A 17,626-nucleotide genomic window follows, 5' to 3' on the forward strand; every position below is an offset into this window, starting at 1 on the left:
CGGAACGCGGATTGATCACTCCCGCACATTTTTCGGGATTCGGCGAGCAGGAGTTGTTCGATCGCGCACCGCCTTTGCGCGCCGGCGCACACCGGCCGGAGGTGAAGGTCCTCTCCGGCCGGTGGAAAAGTCACACCGCTTGCGCTTCGATCACCGCGTACGGCGCCTGCAGGTGGGTGAGCTTGCTGCGGCGCAGACCCGCGTCGGCCAGGAGCGCGTCGAACTCGGCCAGGGACCGTTCGCGGCCGGGCAGCATGGTCATCATGGTGAGGTCCATCAACGCGCCGATGCCCGGGTCCGCGGCCTCGCCCAGCACGATCTCCACGATCGCGAGGCGGCCGCCCGGGGTGAGGGAATCACGGCAGTTGCGCAGGAGCCGCACGTTCTCCTCGTCGCTCCAGTCGTGGAGGATGAACTTGAGCAGGTAGAGGTCGGCCGACGGCACCTCCTCGAAGAAGTCGCCCTCCACCGCGGAAAACCGCTCGGCCAGGCCGCGCCGCTCGGCTTCGGCCCGCGCGTCGGGCACGGCGTGGGGCAATTCCACCACCGAACCACGCAGGTGCGGGTGCGCGGCCATCAGCGAGAGCACGAAGGCGCCGTTCGCGCCGCCGAGGTCGGCCACGGTGCGGGTGGCGCGCACGTCGAGCACCGGCACGGCCTCGGCGATCACCGGCGTGGACAGGTCGGTCACGGCCTTCGAAAAAAGCATGCCTTCGTCCACGTTCTTGGTGAAGTACTCGAAGATGCTGCAGCCCAGCGCGGACTCCACCTGCGCCGACCCGCTGCGCACGACCTGGGTGAACGCGCCCCACGGCTGCCAGTGCCCGGGCGCGGCCCACGCGCGGGCGAGGTGGCCGAGCGAGTGGGGCGCGCCGGGCAGCAGGGTGCCCAGCAGCGGCGTCGCGGCGAACTCGCCGGCGGTGTGCGTGACCAGGCCGAGCGTGACGCCGGCGCGCAGCAGCCGGTAGGTGGCGGCGGCGTCGGCGTGTTCCTGTTCGGCGACGTAGGCGGCCGGTTGTGGTTTTCCGGACAGGTGGTGCGCGATGTTCAACTCGGCGAACGCCGCGGTGATCTGGCTGACGAAGCCGCCGGTGACCATGCCGAGCATGGTCGTGAAGTCCTCGGCCGTGGGTGACGGCGTGTTCGCGGGCATGGGTGCCCCCTTCTCGTGTGGTCGTTCGGGCTGTTTTCCTGGGGGATGGCCGGCGTCGCCTTGCCGGGGGCAGCAGGCGGGCGAAGAGCGTCCTCCCCGGATCGCCCCGCCTGCTGCGGGGCAGAATGCAAACACCGATGCGCCGAGCGGACTTGTCCGATCGCGAACAGAAATTGTTCGGTCGCGAACGCCGTGTCCGGTCGGCCATCCCCGGCCGGCGGCTCGCGCAGAGTCGTCGCGCGGTCCGAGCGCCCCGGCGACACGGCTCGTAAACTGCCGTGATCAGCACGTTTCCCGCGAGGAGGTCGCATGTCGGCTCCGTCGGCCCCGCCCTCGGCGCTCGAGTTCGAAGACTGGCACGACCAGGTCTGCCGGCTCGTGCCGCTGAAAGCCGGGTGCACGCAGGACGCGGCGGCCTTCACCGGCACCGTCGAGGCGGTCACGCTCGGCCCGGTGGTGCTCACCACCGTGACCGCGTCGGAGGGGTTCGTGGAGCGCACCCGCCGGCAGATCCGAGACGACGACGTGGCCGTGTACAAGTTCGGGCTTCAGGTCGGCGGCACGTGTGTGCTCGAACAAGACGGCCGGCAGGCGTTCCTCAAACCCGGCGACCTCGCGATCTACGACACCTCGCGGCCCTACCGCATTTCCCTCGACCACGATTTCCGCATGACGGTGGCCATTTTCTCGCGCGACCTCGTGCAGCTGCCCCAAGCCGACCTCGCCGAGGCGACGGCGGTGCGCTTCGCCGGCAGCAGCGGCATGTTCTCACTGGTCGCACCGCTGCTCGCGGGGCTGGGGCGCGAGGTCGGCCCGGCGACCACGTTCACCGCGAACCACCTCGGTGACGCCGTGGTGGACCTGACCACCGCGGCCTTCGCCGAGCTCACGCAGCGCGCGGTGGACCAGGAGTCGTCCGCGGCGCGGCGGGCGTTGCTGGCGAACGCCACGAAGTTCATCGACGAACACCTGCCCGATCCGAACCTGTCCACGAAGCTGGTGGCGGACGCCCACTTCGTGTCCACCCGCTACCTCCAGAAGCTCTTCGAAAGCCAGGGCACGTCCGTGGCGGCGCGCATCCGCGCGCGCCGGCTGGAGCGCTGCCGCCACGACCTCACCGCACCCCAGCACCGCCACGTGCCGATCGCCGCCATCGGCCGCCGCTGGGGCTTCCCCGACGCGGCCCACTTCTCGCGCCTCTTCCGCGGCACCTACGGCCGATCCCCCCGCGAATACCGCCGCGACAGCGCGCGCACCGACTGACCTCCCGGCGACTCGGCGCTCGCTCAGGACGCGAAGTCCACGATGAGCCGGGCCAGCTCCGCGGGTCGGTCTTCCGGGAGGAAGGCACCCGAGTCGGCGACCGTGACGAGGCGGGCGTCGGGCAGGAGCGCGGCGAGACGGTCGAAGAGACCGGGTGGGAACACGCGGTCGTCGGCGGCGCGCAGGAGGAGGACCGGCTTGGTGAACGCCGGGAGCGCCTCGGCGGCGGCCAGGGTGTGGCGGGGGTCCACGGTGAGCAGGAAGCGGCGCAGGTCGCGGCGGATGGCGGGGTCGGTGTGGGCCGGGCGCAGGTAGGAGTCGAGCACGCGGGCGGGGATCGGGCGCCGGGTGAGGGCGCCGAAGGTGGCCGGGTGGCGGCGGACGAGAGGCACCTGAAGCAGACGGCTGGTGAGCCAGGCGGCACCCGGGAGGCGCATGAGCCGGGGCAGGGTGCTGAAGGGAGCGGGGAAGAACTCCTCGAACGCGTCGCACGGTGTGAGCACGACCCGGCCGACCCGCGCGGGGTTCTCGGCCATCAGGAGCTGGGTGAGGGCGCCGCCGGTGTCGTTGGCGACGAGGGTGACGTCGGTGAGGTCGAGGGCGTCGAGGAACTGGCCGAGGAGACGCGCGACGCCCGGCGGGGTGAGGTCGGCGTCGGGCGCCATCGGCAGGTGGTGGGCACCGAGGGGCCAGTCCGGGGCGAGGCAGCGGAAGCCGGCGGCGGCGACGGGCGGGACGACGTGGCGCCACAGGTTCGCGTTGACCAGCAGGCCGTGGACGAACACGACGGGCGGGCCGGAGCCGGCTTCGGCGTAGGCGACGCGGCCGCCGGGCAGGGACACGGTCTGGTCGGTGCCGAGCAAAGCCGGCCTCCTCGGTGCTCGACGGGCGCGGCGCGGACCGTCCTCAGTGGAGCGCGCCGGTGCCGGGATCGTCACAGAACGGCGGGTGCCCTTCAACCCGCCTACCCCCGTTCCAGGGTGCGCCCGAGCGCTGAAAATCGGCCCTGAACATCCGCTTTCCGTCCCCCGATCGAACGCTTTCCCGGGCGAACACCGCCGGTCTAAGATGGACGATTCTCCTGGGGGAGGAGGGTGGGCGAGGGATGTTCCAGATTCCGGTGACCGCGGACATGCGACGGTGGACGGTGCGGCTGGTCGACACCATCGCGGTGTTCGCGTGCACGCCGCTGATCGAGGACCACACGGCCGCCCGCGCTCTGCCCCGGGCTTGGGACGGGCGCGGCCTCGGCCTGCCGCCGCACGAGGTCGCGGGCTTCACCGCGGCGCTCGGCGAGGTCATGAAAACGCCCCTGTTCTGGCGGGCCTACCGCGGCGGCGCGCCTGCCCCTGACCTCGACCGGAACCACACCGGCCGCAGGCCCGTACGCACCTGGGCCGAGCCGCACACCGACGACGAGGACGGCTTCGTCTACCTGGCCGGGCCCTGCGGCGAGCCGTCCGGCGTCGTCGGCTACCGCCCGGTGTACAGCTTCACCCTCGCCCTGGCCGACCTGCGCGACCTGCGCATCCGCCTGGCCGCCTACCAGCGCGACAGCCTCGTCCGGGCCTGAGCACCGGTCCGCCAGGTCCGCCGCTAGGCCGTGACCCCCACCAGCCGCAGCGCGAACCGGCTGTACTGCCACACCAACGCGTCCTCGGTCTGCTCACCGTCGGCGCGGTACCAGACCGCCACCCCCATGCCCAGGTCGAGCACGGCGTAGGAGGCCAGGCGCACGGAGTCGACGTGGAAGACGCCGGCGTCGACGCCCGACTGCACCACCGTGCGGAAGCAGGCCTCGTACTCGGCGCGCAGGGCCAGCACGCGGGTGCGGTGCGGTTCGGCGAGGCTGCGGATCTCGCGGGTGCCCACGAACGCTTCGAGGCGATGGCGGGCGTGGTAGCGCACGTGGGCCTCGGTGGCGCGGCGGAGGCGTTCCACCGGGTCGGCGACGCCGGCGACGGCGGCGCGGTGCGCACTCAGCAGGTCGGACATCGTCGCGACCATGATCGCCACGAGCAGGTCCTGCTTGGCCGCGACGTGTTTGTACAGGCTGGGGCCGCGAATGCCCACGGCGGCGCCGATGTCGCCCATGGTGGTGCTCTCGAATCCCTTGCGGGTGAACAGCTCCAGCGCGGCGGCACGGATGTGCTCGGACCGGTCCACACGACCTCCCTTCGGCTAACGCAGGATAGCCGAAGTTCCGCCGACAAGGTGACTGGCGCCACCGACCTGTGACACCGCAGGAAACTCTGCCTATAGTCACCGGCTAACAGTCATTAGCCGATGGGAGCACGCTGTGGCCGTGGACCTCTCGCCCGGGCCGGTGGTCGCCGACCTCGCCCGGCGCACCGCGCAGTTCGTCCGGGACGTGGTGATCCCCGTCGAGGAGGAGCACCGCGGCGTCACGCATTCCGACGCCGTGCGCCGGCAGCTGCAGGCCGCCGCGAAGGAAGCAGGGGTGTTCGCGCCGCACGTGTCGGCCGAGTACGGCGGCCACGGTCTCGACATGCGCGGTCGCGCGGCCGTGTTCGAGGAGGCCGGGTACTCGCTGCTCGGCCCGCTCGCGCTGAACATCGCCGCGCCCGACGAGGGCAACATGCACATGCTCGAGGCGATCGCGACCGCCGAGCAGAAGGAGCGCTACCTGCGCCCGCTCGCCACCGGCGAGATCCGGTCGGCCTTCGCGATGACCGAGCCCGCGCCCGGCGCCGGGTCGGATCCAGGCGCGCTGGCCACGCGCGCGGAACGCGTGGAGGACGGCTGGCGCATCACCGGCCGCAAGTGGTTCATCACCGGGGCCGAAGGCGCCGGGTTCACGATCTGCATGGCCCGCACCTCCGGCGAGCCCGGCCAGACCGGCGGCGCGACGATGTTCCTCGTCGACGAGGACACCCCCGGCATGAAGGTGGTCCGCCACATCGACACGCTCGACGAGTCCTTGTTCGGCGGGCACCTCGAGCTGGACTTCGACGGCTGCGTGGTGCCCGAGGACGCCGTGCTGGGCGAGGTGGACGAAGGCTTCCGCTACGCGCAGGTGCGCCTCGGCCCCGCCCGCATGACCCACTGCATGCGCTGGCTCGGCATCGCGCGGCGCGCGCAGGACATCGCCGTGGCCCGCGCGGCCGAGCGCGAGGTGTTCGGCGCCCGGCTCGGCGACCTCGGCATGGTGCAGCAGATGATCGCCGACAACGAGATCGACATCGCCGCGTCGCGCGGCCTGATCCTGCAGGCGTGCTGGGAGCTCGACCGCGGTGAGCACGCGTCGCAGGCCACGGCGGTGGCGAAGACGTTCTGCGCCGAGGCGATCTGGCGCGTGGTCGACCGGTCGGTGCAGATCTGCGGTTCGCTCGGCATTTCCGGCGACGTGCTGCTCGGCCGGTTCCTGCGGGAGGTGCGGCCGTTCCGCATCTACGACGGCCCGTCGGAAACGCACCGCTGGGCCATCGCGCGCCGCGTGCTGCGCCGCTCGCAGGCCGCGCGATGACGGCCGACGGCCTCGACCTCGCGGCGCTCGAAGCGTTTTTCGCCGCGCGGGTGCCGGGCTTCGGCGGCCGGCTGAGCGCCGAGCTGTTGCAGGGCGGGCGGTCCAACCTCACCTACGTGCTCACCGACGGGCGCAGCCGGTGGGTGCTGCGCCGGCCGCCGCTGGGCGGGCTCACGCCCTCGGCCCACGACATGGGCCGCGAATACCGCGTGGTGGCGGCGCTGCGCGACAGCGACGTGCCCGTGGCGCGCGCCGTCGCGCTCGGCGGCGAAGACGTGCTCGGCGTGCCGTTCTCGGTGGTCGAGCACATCGACGGCGTGGTGTTCCGGACCACCGAGCAGCTCGGCAAGCTCTCCGACGACGAAGTGCGGCGCTGCGCCCACGGCCTCGTCGACGTGCTGGCCCGGCTGCACGCCGTGGACCCGCATGCGGTGGGGCTCGACGGGTTCGGCCGGCCCGAGGGGTACCTCGGGCGGCAGGTGCGCCGCTGGCACGACCAGTGGCTGCGGGTCAAGACGCGCGAGCTGCCCGACATCGACGCGCTGCACACCCGGCTGGCCGACACGTGCCCGGCCGAGAGCGGCGCGTCGATCGTGCACGGCGACTACCGCATCGACAACGTGATCCTCGATCCGGACGACCCGGGCACTGCGCGCGCGGTGGTGGACTGGGAAATGGCGACGCTCGGCGATCCGCTCGCCGATCTCGGTCTGCACCTGGTGTACTCGGATCCGGCGTTCGCGCCCGTGCTCGCCGGCGCGGCCGCGTCCACGAGCGACCGCCTGCCGCCGGTGCGCGAGCTCGCGCAGCGCTACGCCGAGCTCAGCGGCCGCGACCTCGGCCCGCTCGATTTCCACCTCGCGCTCGGCTACTTCAAGATCGCCGTGATCGCCGAGGGCATCCACGCGCGCTACCGGCAGGGGCTCACGCTCGGGTCCGGCTTCGAGGCCGTGGGCGCGGCCGTCGCCCCGCTCGCGGCCGCCGGGCTGCGGGCCGCCGCCCGGATCGGAAAGGACTGACCCATGGCCGTACTCGATCTGTTCCGCCTCGACGGCAAGGTCGCCGTGGTCACCGGCGCGAGCTCGGGGCTGGGCGCCGGCTTCGCCCACGCGCTGGCCGAAGCCGGCGCCGACGTGGTGCTGGCCGCCCGCCGCACGGACCGGCTGGGCTCGGTCGCCGACGGCGTCCGCGACCTCGGCCGGCGTGCCGCGGTGGTGGCCGCCGACGTCGCCGACCCGGCGAGCTGCGACGCCCTCGCGGCGGCCGCGCTCGCGGAGTTCGGGCGCATCGACGTGCTCGTGAACAACGCCGGCGTCGGCACCGCCGTGCCGGCGCTGCGCGAGACACCCGAGCAGTTCCGCCGGGTCGTGGACGTGAACCTCAACGGCGTCTACTGGGCCGCGCAGGCGTGCGGCCGGGTGATGGAGGCGGGGTCGAGCATCGTGAACATCAGCAGCGTGCTCGCGCTCATCAAGTCCTACGCGCCGCAGGCGGCGTACGCGGCGAGCAAGGCCGGCGTGCTCGGCCTCACCCGCGACCTCGCGCAGCAGTGGTCCGGCCGGCGCGGCATCCGCGTCAACGCGATCGCCCCGGGCTACTTCGCCAGCGAAATGACCGAGGAGATCCCCGACGACGTGCTGCTGCCCTTCGTGAAGCAGCACAGTCCGCTGGGCCGGCTGGGCCGGCAGCACGAACTGGACGCCGCCGTGGTCTTCCTGGCCAGCGACGCGTCGTCCTACATCACCGGCACGACCCTGGCGGTCGACGGAGGGATGTCCGGGCACTGAGAACTCCGGGGCACTGAGGCCTCGGCCCGGGACCCCTCCCCGCGGGCGGCCCTACCGTCGCGGGATGCGAGGAATGCGGGTCGTCGTCGCCGGGGCCGTGCTGGTCGGCGGGGTCGCGTGCACGGCCGGTCAGCCCGCCCCGACGACCTCGCCGGCACCGTCGACCTCCTGGCACCCGGACACGTGCCTCGACCTGGAGGCGTTCAACGAGGCCCTCGGCCCGGACTTCGACCAGGATCTCCGGGACCTCGCGACGAAGGGCGACACGCCGGACACCCGGTCGGCGATCGCCTCGTCGGTTGAGGTGCTGACCCGAGGTACGGACTTCGGGATGGCGGAGGAATTCGCCGTGGACATGCGCCTGATCGTCGCGGCCGCGCGCGAGGCGAAGGACCGGCTGGCGGCGGGGCTGCCCACGCGCTCCGCGATCAGCCCGCTGACCACACCCCGCGCGGAGTCCGCGCGCTCGCTCCTGATCGCCCTCGAACCGAAGTGTTGAGGTCCCGAATACCGGTCTGCCGCGGCCCTGAGCTGCCGCGGGAGCCGGTGCGACGGCGAATCCGCTGATCCCGGCACCGATCACCGGCACACCCCTTACACTCTCCCCCGTGGCACCGCAGGTGATCGCCGGGCGTTACCGGTTGGAGGAGCGCCTCGGCGCCGGCGGGATGGGCGTCGTGTGGCGGGCGACGGATCTCGAGTTGAGGCGCACGGTCGCGTTGAAGCGCTCGCTCGACGGCGACACCGGCCAGATCCGGCGGGAGGCGCGGCTGGGCGCGTCGCTGCACCACCCGCACGTGGTGGCGGTGTTCGACTCCGTCGCGGACGGCGACGACCAGTGGCTGGTGATGGAGTACCTGCCGGCGCGCAGCCTCGAAGAGGTCGTGCGGGCCGACGGCGTGCTCGCGCCCGAGCGGGCGGCGGCGCTCGGGGCGCAGATCGCGTCCGCGCTGGTCGCGATGCACGCGCGGGACATGGTGCACCGTGACATCACGCCCGGCAACGTGTTGCTCGCCGAAGACGGCACGGCCAAGCTCGCCGACCTCGGCATCTCGCGCTGGGCCGAAGTCACGCTCACCGGCAGCGCCAGCGTCGGCGGCACGGCGGGGTACCTCGCGCCGGAGGTGGCCAACGGCTACGCGGCCGGCCCGGCCGCCGACGTGTTCTCCCTCGGCGCGACGCTGTTCGCCGCCGTCGAGGGCGTTTCGCCTTGGGGCAGCGGGGAAAACGGGCCGTTCGGGCAGCTGCGGCGCGCCGCCGAGGGCAAGCCCGAAACACCGCGGCACGCCGGCCCGCTCGCCTTCGCGCTCACCCTGATGCTCGACCGCCACCCCGCGAACCGGCCCACCGCCGCCGAGGTCGAAGGCCTGCTCAGTGGTGACCCGGACACCCAGCCGTTGCCGCGGCGCCGGCCACGCTCGCGCAAGCTGAAGTTCGCCGCCGCCGGGGTACTCGGTGCCGTGGTGCTGCTCGTGGCCGGGCTACTCGTGTTCACGCGCAACGAGCCGACGGCCGCGAAGGCCACTTCGGACCTCGTCGGCGACCCGCGCACCGCCGACCCGTGCTCGCTGCTCACGGTGAACTCCTTGGCCCCGTACGGCAAGGTCTTCCTCGAGCCGAACCTCGGCACGTTCGCGCGCTGCGACCTCGACACCACCCTGCCCGGCGACGGCGGCACGATCGTGACCAGCCTGGAGCTCACCGCGCCGGAGGAATACCCGCAGGTACCGCCGGTGCGCGGCCGCCTCGGCGAGATCCAGCGGCCCAACGCCGATCCCGGCAAGTGCCGCCGCTACTTCGTGCTGCCCGACCTGCGGCTCGTCACCGTGAGCTCCGTGCGCGCCGACGGCGAGGACGCTCCCCAGCTGTGCGCGATGTCCGACGCCGTGGTCGGCGACGCGTACGCGCGCGTGGTCGGTGGCCCGATCGCGCGCCGCGCCCAGCCGTTCCCGTCCGCTTCGCTCGCGCTGGTCGACGCCTGCTCGCTCGTGGACGACGCCACCCTGCGCCGCGTGGCCGGCCCCGGCTACCCGACCGATCGCTACTTCGCGAACTGGGCGTGCTCGTGGGGTGAGGACGCGGAGTCGGTCGACCTCTACTACGACCGTCAGTGGCCGCTCGCCACCGATCCGCCCGACGGCCAGACGCGCGTGGTCGTCGGCGGCCGCACCGCGTACGTGGATCCGCACGACGACGACGGCGATGTCTGTGATGTCACCGTGGTCTACCGCACCTACACGCCAGTCCTGCCCACGGTGAAGGGCACGCCCGCGCAGCGCGACGAGGTGGTGCTGGTGGAGTACACCGACGACGCGCACCAGGGTGACCTCGACGCCATCTGCGCCACCGCGAAGTCGATCGCCGCCGTGGTGGCCCAACGGCTGCCGGCGTCGTGACCGTCGTGACCACCCAGGCCGGCTAGGCCGAAACCGGTTTCGCCGCCGCCTCTTCCGCCGCATAGGCCTCGGCTTCGGCGTTGGCGCGGTAGTCGGCGGTCTCGCGTTGCAGGCGCCGGCGCACGCGGGGCTGCTGAGCGAGCGCGACCGCGAACACGGTGAGCAGCACCCACATCGCCAGGCAGCTCAGCACGATCGCGATCCCCGGCAGCACCACCGAACCCAGCCGATCCGTGAGCGTCTTCGCGGCGAGCGCCCGCCAGACCAGCATGAAGTTCACCAGGTAACCGACCACCGACGCCGCCACGAACGCGATCGCGAACTGTTTGAGCGTCCCGGTTTTCCGGCGTTTCAGCAGCGGTTCGTCGCGGTTAGGCAGCGCGATCGAGAGCACGTTGCCGACGCCGAGCCACAGCAGGATGAAACACACCACCAGCGCGCACGCCCGCACGAACGCGCCGAACTCCCCCGCGCGCCAAGCCAGCAGCGCGCTCAGCGCGAACCCGATCGGCGCGACGAGGCACACCAGTGCCAGGTTCTTGATCACCAGCAGGTGCCACAGCCGCGCGCCGGTGTCGAGCGCCGCGCGCACGCGCATGGCGTCGAAGCTCATCGCGTTCACGCAGACCGCGCCGCCCATCACGTACGAGATCGTCCACAATCCCAGGTACGGCAGCCACTTCTGGTCCTCGTCCCAGCGGAACAGCCGCAGGTACCCCAGGTACAGCAGCCCCAGGCCGAACGCGATCCCCATCGCCTTCACGGACTTGCGCGGCTTGCGCGTGAGCACGTACCGGATCTCGCCGGCCAGGCCGTGGGCGAGCGCGGGGCCGTGGCGGCTCACGGCGTTGCTGCCGGTGAGGGGAACGTGGCCGTCGACGGTCGCCGCGGCCGGCTCGTCCTCCCCGCGCGGATGCGGGCCAGCCGCGCCGCCAGCACGGCTTGTGCCGCCTCGGTCAACGCCAGGCGCGCGACCGCGACGGCCGCCACGCCGTCGCGTTCGGCCTGCGCCGCGTCCTGGTGCGTCACGGTTTCCGCCGGGTCTTCGGCCGGACCGGCGGCGTTGCTCACGTCGAGCTGGTTCTGGCGCGATCGCGCCCAGTCCGCCGACAGCTGCCCGGGGTCGACGTCGCTGCGCAGCTCCGCGCGTTGTTCCTCCGCGGCCGTGCGGGTTTTGCCGATCAGACGCCGCACGTCGTCTTCGCCCTGCCACTTCGCGGCCATCGCGTTCTTCTCGGCCGCCGCCGCGCGCTGGACCAACTCCACGAGATCGTCGACCGCTGCCATGGCGTTCCTCCTCGACTGCCAGCCATCGTAGAAGCGCCGCCCGAAGTGGTACAGAGGCGCTTTTCCAGGCCGTACACTGGAGCGATTGCGGAGGAGGGGCGATGAGCGTTCAGGAGCAGCAGGCACTCGATTCCCTTTACGAGATCGACAATGTGCTCACGATCGACATCGTGATGCCGCAGTCCGACTGGGACGCGGTGCGCACCGAAGAGCCGGCCGGCGGCCGGTGCAACTTCGACTGGACCGGCGGCAGCCGCTTCACCTGGCGCAAGGCGACCTCGGTCGAAATTTCCGGCACGAGCTTCCCCACGCGCACGTCATTCGCCGACGTCGGCGTGAAGAAGAAATCGTTCTGCGGCTCGTTCAGCAACGACAAACCCTGCCTCCACCTCGACTTCGGCCGGTTCCGCGACGCCAACAAACCGCTGATCACCGCGCTCATCGGGTCGCGGTACCTCACGCTCAACAACTCCGTGCAGGACTCGTCGTTCGTGCGCCAACCCCTCGACTACCGGCTGCTCGAGCTCGCCGGACTGCCGCATTCCCGCTGCAATTTCGCCCGCGTGCGCGTGAACGGCACCCTCGTGGGGTCCGACGGCATCTTCGTGAACGCCGAACCGATCATGCCGCGCTACCTCGAACGCAACTTCGGGAACCTGAAAGGCAATCTCTACGAACTCGAGCACAAGGACGACTTCGTCGACGCGCGCTTCGATTTCATCGGCGTCGAAGACCTGTCGGAGTTCGAGAACAAGGCCGATCTGCGGCTCGCGATCGACCACATCGCGGCCCACGGCCTGTCCGGCGCGGCCGAGGTGTTCGACCTCGACCAGTTCATCAAGCTGTACGCGATGGAGTTCTTCTTCAAGCACTGGGACGGCTACACGGGCAACACCAACAACACCTACGCCTACAACGACGTCACCGCCGTCGCTTCCCCCGGCCTCGCCGACGTGCACTTCAAGCTCATCCCGTGGGGCGTCGACCAGACCTTTCAGCCCACCCGGCACTTCACGGTGCGCACCAGAGGCCTCCTCGCCCGCCTCGTCCACGACGACGCCACCCGCCGCGCGCAGCTCCTGGCCCAGATCCGCACCTACCGCGACACCGTCTTCGGCCGCGACACGCAGCAAACCGTGCTCACCCCGCTGCTGGAACGCATGGGCACCACCCTCACGTCGCTGGGCGCGCCGGACATGCCGGCGCAGCTCATCGCCCTGCGCAAGCAGCTGCGCCTGGCGTCGTCGGCCGCCTATCTCTGCGCGGGCCTCCCCGGTTCCGCCGGCGCCTACGTCCGCGAAGACACCACCAACGACTGCCTCCACGCCACCACCGAACCGATCCCCGCCCCGCCCGGCGCCCCGGCCAACTTCGAGGTGACCCACCGCCCGCGCCCGGCCGCGGTCGACGACACCGACCTGTGGTCCTTCAGCCGGCTCGGCGCGGGCACGTCGCTCGCGAACAAGGCCACGGGCCGCTTCCTCCACGCCAGCGCCACGACCTCACCGCAGGGCCACCCGCTGCTCTACACCTGCGCCGCCAACAACGCCAACCACGCCGACGAGTTCACGCTGACCCCGATCGACCCGGTCGGCGACCCCACGAGCTTCAGTGGCCACTTCACGCTCACCAGCGTCCGCTCCGGCCAGGGCGTCGCGTTCGGCACCGACCCCACCGCGAGCGGCAGCCCGCGGGTGCACCAGGATCCGGCGCCGTCGAAGCTCTACTTCACCTGACGCGGGTCAGGCCGCGAGCAGACCCGACCCGAGCGCGGCCAGCAACGCGACCCCCACGATGACCCGGTACACCACGAACGCGGTGAACGTGTGCCCGGCCACGAACTTCAGCAGCCACGCGATCGCCGCGTACGCCACGACGAACGACACCACCGTGCCGACCACCAGTGGCAGCACCGAGACGCCGCCACCGAGGGCGTCTTTCAGTTCGTAGAGGCCGGCGCCGGTGAGGGCGGGGATCGAGAGGAAGAACGACAGGCGCGTGGCGGCCACGCGGTCGAGGCCGCGCAGGAGGCCGGTCGAGATCGTGGCGCCGGAGCGGGAGAAGCCGGGGAAGAGCAGGGCGAGGATCTGCGACGAGCCGACCAGCATCGCGTCGGTGAGCGTGGCTTCGCGCTCGCCGCGGTTGCCCGTGCCGAAGCGGTCGGCGGCCCACATGATCGCGCTGCCGACGATGAGCGACACCGCCACCACCCACAACGACGCGAGCGGTCCCTTCACCAGCGACTGGAACAGCAGGCCGGCGACCACGACCGGCAGCGTGGCGAGGATGACCCACCAGGCGAACTTGTAGTCGTGTTCCCGGCGCGCCCGTGGGTTGACCAGGCCACGGCCCCACGCGGCGGCGAAGCGCACGATGTCGCGGAAGAAGTAGACGAGCACCGCGGCGATGGCGCCGACCTGGATCACCGCGGTGAAGCCGACCACGGACTTGTCGTCGACCGGGATGCCGAGCAGGCCTTCCGCGATCTTGAGGTGCCCGGTGGAGGACACCGGCAGGAACTCGGTGAGACCTTCGACGATCCCGAGGATCACCGACTGGCCGAGGTCGATCGTGCTCAACGCGTTTTTCCTTTACCGGCGGGCTCGGACCCGCGCCGCCCCTTGCGGCCGCGGAGGACTTCCAGTGCGAGCGGGATCAGCGAGACGACGACCACGAGCGCGATGATCGGCAGCAGGTACTGGTCGATCCCGGGCACACTGGCCCCGAGCAGGTACCCCGCCACCGTGACCCCGACCGACCACAGTAGACCCCCGAGCACCTGCCACGCCGTGAACGTCCGCGCCGGCACGTCGAGGATGCCGGCGAGCGGGTTCAGCACCGTGCGCACCACCGGGATGAACCGCGCCAGCACGATCGCCTTCGCGTGCCCGTACCGCGTGAACAGCTCCTCGGCCCGATCCAGCCCGCGCCGCAACTGTGGGCTGCCCACTCGCCCGAGCAGCGCCCGTCCCCCGCGCCGTCCGAGCACGAACCCGGTCTGCGCCCCCAGCACCGCCCCCGCGACCGCCGCCACCAGCACCCACGGCAACGACAGGTGCACGGCCGCCGTCGCGCTGGTCGTGCAGAACAGCCCCGCCGTGAACAACAACGAATCGCCCGGCAGGAAGAACCCGACCAGCAACCCGGTCTCGGCGAACACCACGACGAACACCCCGCCCGCCCCCAGGCTCGACAACCACGACGTCGCGCTCAACGGATTCATGCCGGCCGCACCTTCCCGCAATGACAATCGACAACTATGTAGTATTTCTACAGTACTGTCGTTTCACGCGACAGACCGGCCCCGGATCGCGAGGACGGCTCGCCGCGCGTGCTCGCGACGGCACGGTCGCCGGGGCTGGCAGGATCGAGCTCGTGACCGTCCCCGCCTTCGAGGCCCCGATGACCCCCGCCGGCCCTCCCGCCTCGGCGGCCTCCCGAGAGCCGCACCTGCAGATCACCTGGACCGACGCCGTGACCGGGCGCGCCGGCTTCGTGGTGATCGACCGGCTGGTGCGCGGGGTGTGCAGCGGCGGGCTGCGGATGCGCGAAGGCTGCACGCTCGACGAGGTGCGCGGGCTCGCGGAAGGCATGACCCGCAAGGAAGCGCTGCACTTCGAACCCGGCGCCCGTTACGTCCCGCTCGGCGGCGCCAAGGGCGGCCTCGACTGCAGCCCCCACGACCCGGCCGCGCGCGGCGTGCTCACCCGGTTCCTCGCGGCGGTGCGCGCCATCGTCGAACAGCACTGGACCACCGGCGAAGACCTCGGCGTGCGGCAGGACACCCTCGACGAGATCGTGGCCGGGCTCGGCCTGACCAGCTCCGTGCAGGCCGTCTACCCGCTGCTCGACAACGCCGACGAGTCCCGCGCCCGGCTGGCGAAAGCGTTTGCGATCGACGTCGACGGCGTCGCGCTACCGGAGCTCGTCGGCGGGCTCGGCGTGGCCCAGGCCGCGCTCACCGCCGCGGCCCACCTCGGGATCCCGGCCACGCCACTGCGCGCTTTCGTGCAGGGCTTCGGTTCCATGGGCGGTGCGACCGCGCGCTACCTGGCCCGCGCCGGCGTGCTCGTGGTCGGCCTCGCCGACGCGAACGGCGTGCTCGCCAACCCGGCCGGCCTCGACGTGGAAGAGCTCCTGCGCACCCGCGACCCGCTCGGCGGCCTCGACCGCACTCGGCTGCGACCCGCGGACCGGGAGCTCCCGCCGGACGCGTGGCTCGACGTCGAGTGCGACGTGCTCGTGCCCGCCGCCGTGTCGTACTGCCTCGACGAAGCGAACCAGCACCGTGTCACCGCGCGGCTCGTGGTCGAGGCCGCCAACCTGCCGACGTCACCGGCCGCCGAGGCCGCCCTCGCCGCGCGCGGGGTCACCGTGGTCCCGGACTTCGTGGCCAACTCGGCCACGAACGCCTGGTGGTGGTGGACCCTGTTCGGCGACCTCGAGGCCGACGCCGAGCAGGCCGAGGCGAAGGTCCGCACCGCGATGCAGCGGATCGTCGGCGAACTGCTGATCACGGCCGACGCCGACGGCGGCACCCCCCGAACGGCAGCGCAGCGGGTCGTCGACCGCAAGCTCGCCGAGATCGAACGCCGCTACCCCGCCTGATCGCCGGCCCTCACCGACGGGCCGGCGAACCCGCCACCCACGACTCGAGCCGCCGGCGCAGCGTGAAGAACAGCACCGGCGCGGCCACCACGAGCGCACCGCCGACCCCCATCTCCCCCGTGCCCCACAGCCCCGAGTAGTGGTACGGCCGGTTCGCCTCGGGCACGCCGGCCGCGAGCCGATCGACCGTGGTCTGGATCTGCTGCTGCTCGGCCTCGGTCAGCCCGCCGGGCGCGAGCCGCCGCACCAGCGCGCCGACCTCGCCGTCCTGGGCGGGCGTGAAGCCCGGAAACCCCTGCGTGGCACCGAACGAGATGCCGGACGGCGTGCACGCCAGCGCCTCGCCCGTGTCGGCGCTCAGGTGCACGGTGAGGTACTCGTCGCACTCGGCGCCCTCGTGGCCGAACTCGATCCGGTAGGCGTTCGCGACGTCGCTGCGCTGGGCGTTGCCGGTGAGGAGCAAACCGGCACCGAACAGCAGCGCCACCGCGAGCAGGACGCGCGGGACAAAGCGGGCGAACGCCTGGCGCAGGCTCACGGGACTCGGCATGCCCCGCAGTGTCGCGACTCCGGGCGGGACCGGTCCCCACCGATCGGATCGGTTTGACCAGGGGAATTTCGGGGCAGTTGTGGCACGATCGTCGCGAGGAGGCGCCGTGACCGACAACCGCCGCTGGACCGTGATCCCCCGGACCGCCGCGCTCTGCTGGCTCAGCATGGGCGCCGGTGCGCTGCTGCTCGGCTCGAGCGTCGTCACCCTCCTCACGAACGACGCGCGGGTGCCCGTGCTGGAGATCGTCGTGTCGCTCGCGGGGCTGGCCCTCATCGTGTTCGCGGTGCTGGGCCTGGTGAAACCGCACCTCAGGGGCCGCTGAGCGCCGGCCGCGGGTTCGGCCGGGCGCCGCGCGGGTACCCGGCGCGCAACCGCTCGCGACCCCGCAGGAGGCAGCCATCGCCACCGCAGTCCTGTTCGACGTCGACGGCACCCTCGTCGACTCGAACTACCTCCACGTCCACGCCTGGAGCCGGGCGTTTCGCGAAGCGGGGCGACCCGTGGACTCCTGGCGGGTGCACCGCGCGATCGGCCTGGGCACGGAGAAGCTGCTCGAGGCGCTGCTCGGCGCCCGGGACGCCGAGCGGATCGGGGCCCAGGCGAAGGATCGGCACAGTGAGCTCTACCTGGAGCAGGCCGAGCTGCTGCGGCCGTTCGACCGCGCACCGGAGCTGATCCACACGCTGGCCGAGCGCGGGGTGCGCGTGGTCCTCGCCACTTCGGCCGGCCCCGACGAACTCGACGTGCTGCGCCGGATCCTCGACGTCGACGACGTGGTGACCGGCATCGTCGCCGGGCACGACGTCGAGGCCACCAAACCCGACCCCGAACCGGTGTTCGCGGCGCTCGAGCGCGCCGGAACCGACGCCGGGGACACGATTTTCGTCGGTGACGCCGTGTGGGACGTAAAAGCCGCGGCGCGGGCCGGGGTCCGCACCGTCGGCGTACTCTCCGGCGGGGTCGGCGCCGCCGAACTCACCGACGCGGGCGCGATCGCGACCTACGCCGACCCCGCCACCCTGCTCGACGAACTCGACCGCAGCGAGCTGGCCGCGCTCTTCGCCGGCGCCCGCGGTGGGGTGCGCTAGTAGG

19 protein-coding genes are annotated in these 17,626 nt (G+C 72.2%); 11 read left to right on the forward strand and 8 right to left on the reverse strand.

All coding sequences use genetic code 11. From position 1 onward, the window contains the following. Positions 1-130 precede the first annotated feature (130 nt). On the reverse strand, positions 131-1,153 hold the full coding sequence (locus VSH64_RS21550; protein WP_326837441.1) for a methyltransferase: 1,023 nt from the start codon (positions 1,151-1,153) through the stop codon (positions 131-133). A gap of 309 nt (positions 1,154-1,462) precedes the next feature. On the opposite strand from VSH64_RS21550, the gene VSH64_RS21555 reads away from it, so the two are divergent. Next, a complete protein-coding gene (locus VSH64_RS21555) occupies positions 1,463-2,416 on the forward strand; it encodes an AraC-like ligand-binding domain-containing protein (RefSeq protein WP_326837442.1) in 954 nt (317 codons plus the stop codon). Between the two features lie 23 nt (positions 2,417-2,439). Here the strand turns inward: VSH64_RS21555 and VSH64_RS21560 are convergent, their stop codons facing one another. Next, positions 2,440-3,279 carry an alpha/beta fold hydrolase gene (locus VSH64_RS21560; protein ID WP_326837443.1) on the reverse strand — a complete coding sequence of 280 codons (840 nt, stop codon included), beginning with the start codon at positions 3,277-3,279 and terminating at the stop codon, positions 2,440-2,442. A gap of 242 nt (positions 3,280-3,521) precedes the next feature. Between VSH64_RS21560 and VSH64_RS21565 the strand changes: the two genes are divergently transcribed. Continuing rightward, complete coding sequence (locus tag VSH64_RS21565) at positions 3,522-3,989, forward strand: hypothetical protein (protein ID WP_326837444.1); 468 nt, start codon at positions 3,522-3,524, stop codon at positions 3,987-3,989. Between the two features lie 23 nt (positions 3,990-4,012). Here VSH64_RS21565 and VSH64_RS21570 read toward each other — a convergent pair whose 3' ends face one another. Beyond that, on the reverse strand, positions 4,013-4,582 hold the full coding sequence (locus VSH64_RS21570; protein WP_326837445.1) for a TetR/AcrR family transcriptional regulator: 570 nt from the start codon (positions 4,580-4,582) through the stop codon (positions 4,013-4,015). Between the two features lie 139 nt (positions 4,583-4,721). Between VSH64_RS21570 and VSH64_RS21575 the strand changes: the two genes are divergently transcribed. The 5 genes from VSH64_RS21575 to VSH64_RS21595 all read left to right on the forward strand — a co-directional run bounded on the left by VSH64_RS21575 (position 4,722) and on the right by VSH64_RS21595 (position 10,086). Next, entirely contained in the window at positions 4,722-5,903 is a 1,182-nt protein-coding gene (locus tag VSH64_RS21575; protein WP_326837446.1) for an acyl-CoA dehydrogenase family protein, read from the forward strand. Further along, positions 5,900-6,922: a phosphotransferase family protein gene (locus VSH64_RS21580; protein ID WP_326837447.1), complete on the forward strand. Its 1,023-nt coding sequence runs from the start codon at positions 5,900-5,902 to the stop codon at positions 6,920-6,922. The genes VSH64_RS21575 and VSH64_RS21580 overlap by 4 nt, the downstream gene beginning before the upstream one ends. Before the next feature lie 3 nt (positions 6,923-6,925). Then, positions 6,926-7,690: an SDR family NAD(P)-dependent oxidoreductase gene (locus VSH64_RS21585; RefSeq protein ID WP_326837448.1), complete on the forward strand. Its 765-nt coding sequence runs from the start codon at positions 6,926-6,928 to the stop codon at positions 7,688-7,690. A 64-nt stretch (positions 7,691-7,754) separates the two neighbouring features. Beyond that, complete coding sequence (locus tag VSH64_RS21590; protein WP_326837449.1) at positions 7,755-8,189, forward strand: hypothetical protein; 435 nt, start codon at positions 7,755-7,757, stop codon at positions 8,187-8,189. Between the two features lie 109 nt (positions 8,190-8,298). Continuing rightward, positions 8,299-10,086, forward strand: a complete 1,788-nt coding sequence (locus VSH64_RS21595) for a serine/threonine-protein kinase (protein ID WP_326837450.1) — start codon at positions 8,299-8,301, stop codon at positions 10,084-10,086. Positions 10,087-10,108: 22 nt separating this feature from the next. Here VSH64_RS21595 and VSH64_RS21600 read toward each other — a convergent pair whose 3' ends face one another. Next, positions 10,109-10,930 carry a hypothetical protein gene (locus tag VSH64_RS21600; protein WP_326837451.1) on the reverse strand — a complete coding sequence of 274 codons (822 nt, stop codon included), beginning with the start codon at positions 10,928-10,930 and terminating at the stop codon, positions 10,109-10,111. Further along, positions 10,927-11,373 (reverse strand): hypothetical protein, encoded by a 447-nt coding sequence (locus VSH64_RS21605; RefSeq protein WP_326837452.1) that lies wholly within the window; start codon positions 11,371-11,373, stop codon positions 10,927-10,929. Before VSH64_RS21605 ends, VSH64_RS21600 begins: the two co-directional genes overlap by 4 nt. A gap of 101 nt (positions 11,374-11,474) precedes the next feature. Here VSH64_RS21605 and VSH64_RS21610 point away from each other — a divergent pair, with 101 nt between their 5' ends. Further along, positions 11,475-13,109 carry a CotH kinase family protein gene (locus VSH64_RS21610; protein WP_326837453.1) on the forward strand — a complete coding sequence of 545 codons (1,635 nt, stop codon included), beginning with the start codon at positions 11,475-11,477 and terminating at the stop codon, positions 13,107-13,109. Positions 13,110-13,115: 6 nt separating this feature from the next. Here VSH64_RS21610 and VSH64_RS21615 read toward each other — a convergent pair whose 3' ends face one another. Continuing rightward, positions 13,116-13,952 carry an undecaprenyl-diphosphate phosphatase gene (locus VSH64_RS21615; protein WP_326837454.1) on the reverse strand — a complete coding sequence of 279 codons (837 nt, stop codon included), beginning with the start codon at positions 13,950-13,952 and terminating at the stop codon, positions 13,116-13,118. Continuing rightward, positions 13,949-14,596 carry a DedA family protein gene (locus tag VSH64_RS21620; protein WP_326837455.1) on the reverse strand — a complete coding sequence of 216 codons (648 nt, stop codon included), beginning with the start codon at positions 14,594-14,596 and terminating at the stop codon, positions 13,949-13,951. Before VSH64_RS21620 ends, VSH64_RS21615 begins: the two co-directional genes overlap by 4 nt. 152 nt (positions 14,597-14,748) lie before the next feature. On the opposite strand from VSH64_RS21620, the gene VSH64_RS21625 reads away from it, so the two are divergent. Next, complete coding sequence (locus VSH64_RS21625) at positions 14,749-15,981, forward strand: Glu/Leu/Phe/Val dehydrogenase dimerization domain-containing protein (protein WP_326837456.1); 1,233 nt, start codon at positions 14,749-14,751, stop codon at positions 15,979-15,981. Positions 15,982-15,991: 10 nt separating this feature from the next. Here the strand turns inward: VSH64_RS21625 and VSH64_RS21630 are convergent, their stop codons facing one another. After that, entirely contained in the window at positions 15,992-16,531 is a 540-nt protein-coding gene (locus VSH64_RS21630; RefSeq protein ID WP_326837457.1) for a hypothetical protein, read from the reverse strand. Positions 16,532-16,637: 106 nt separating this feature from the next. Here VSH64_RS21630 and VSH64_RS21635 point away from each other — a divergent pair, with 106 nt between their 5' ends. Further along, entirely contained in the window at positions 16,638-16,856 is a 219-nt protein-coding gene (locus VSH64_RS21635; RefSeq protein ID WP_326837458.1) for a hypothetical protein, read from the forward strand. A gap of 91 nt (positions 16,857-16,947) precedes the next feature. Then, complete coding sequence (locus tag VSH64_RS21640; protein WP_326838002.1) at positions 16,948-17,622, forward strand: HAD family hydrolase; 675 nt, start codon at positions 16,948-16,950, stop codon at positions 17,620-17,622. Positions 17,623-17,626: the final 4 nt, after the last annotated feature.

The sequence above is a fragment of the Amycolatopsis rhabdoformis genome (assembly GCF_035918295.1).
Classification (GTDB): Bacteria; Actinomycetota; Actinomycetes; order Mycobacteriales; family Pseudonocardiaceae; genus Amycolatopsis; species Amycolatopsis rhabdoformis.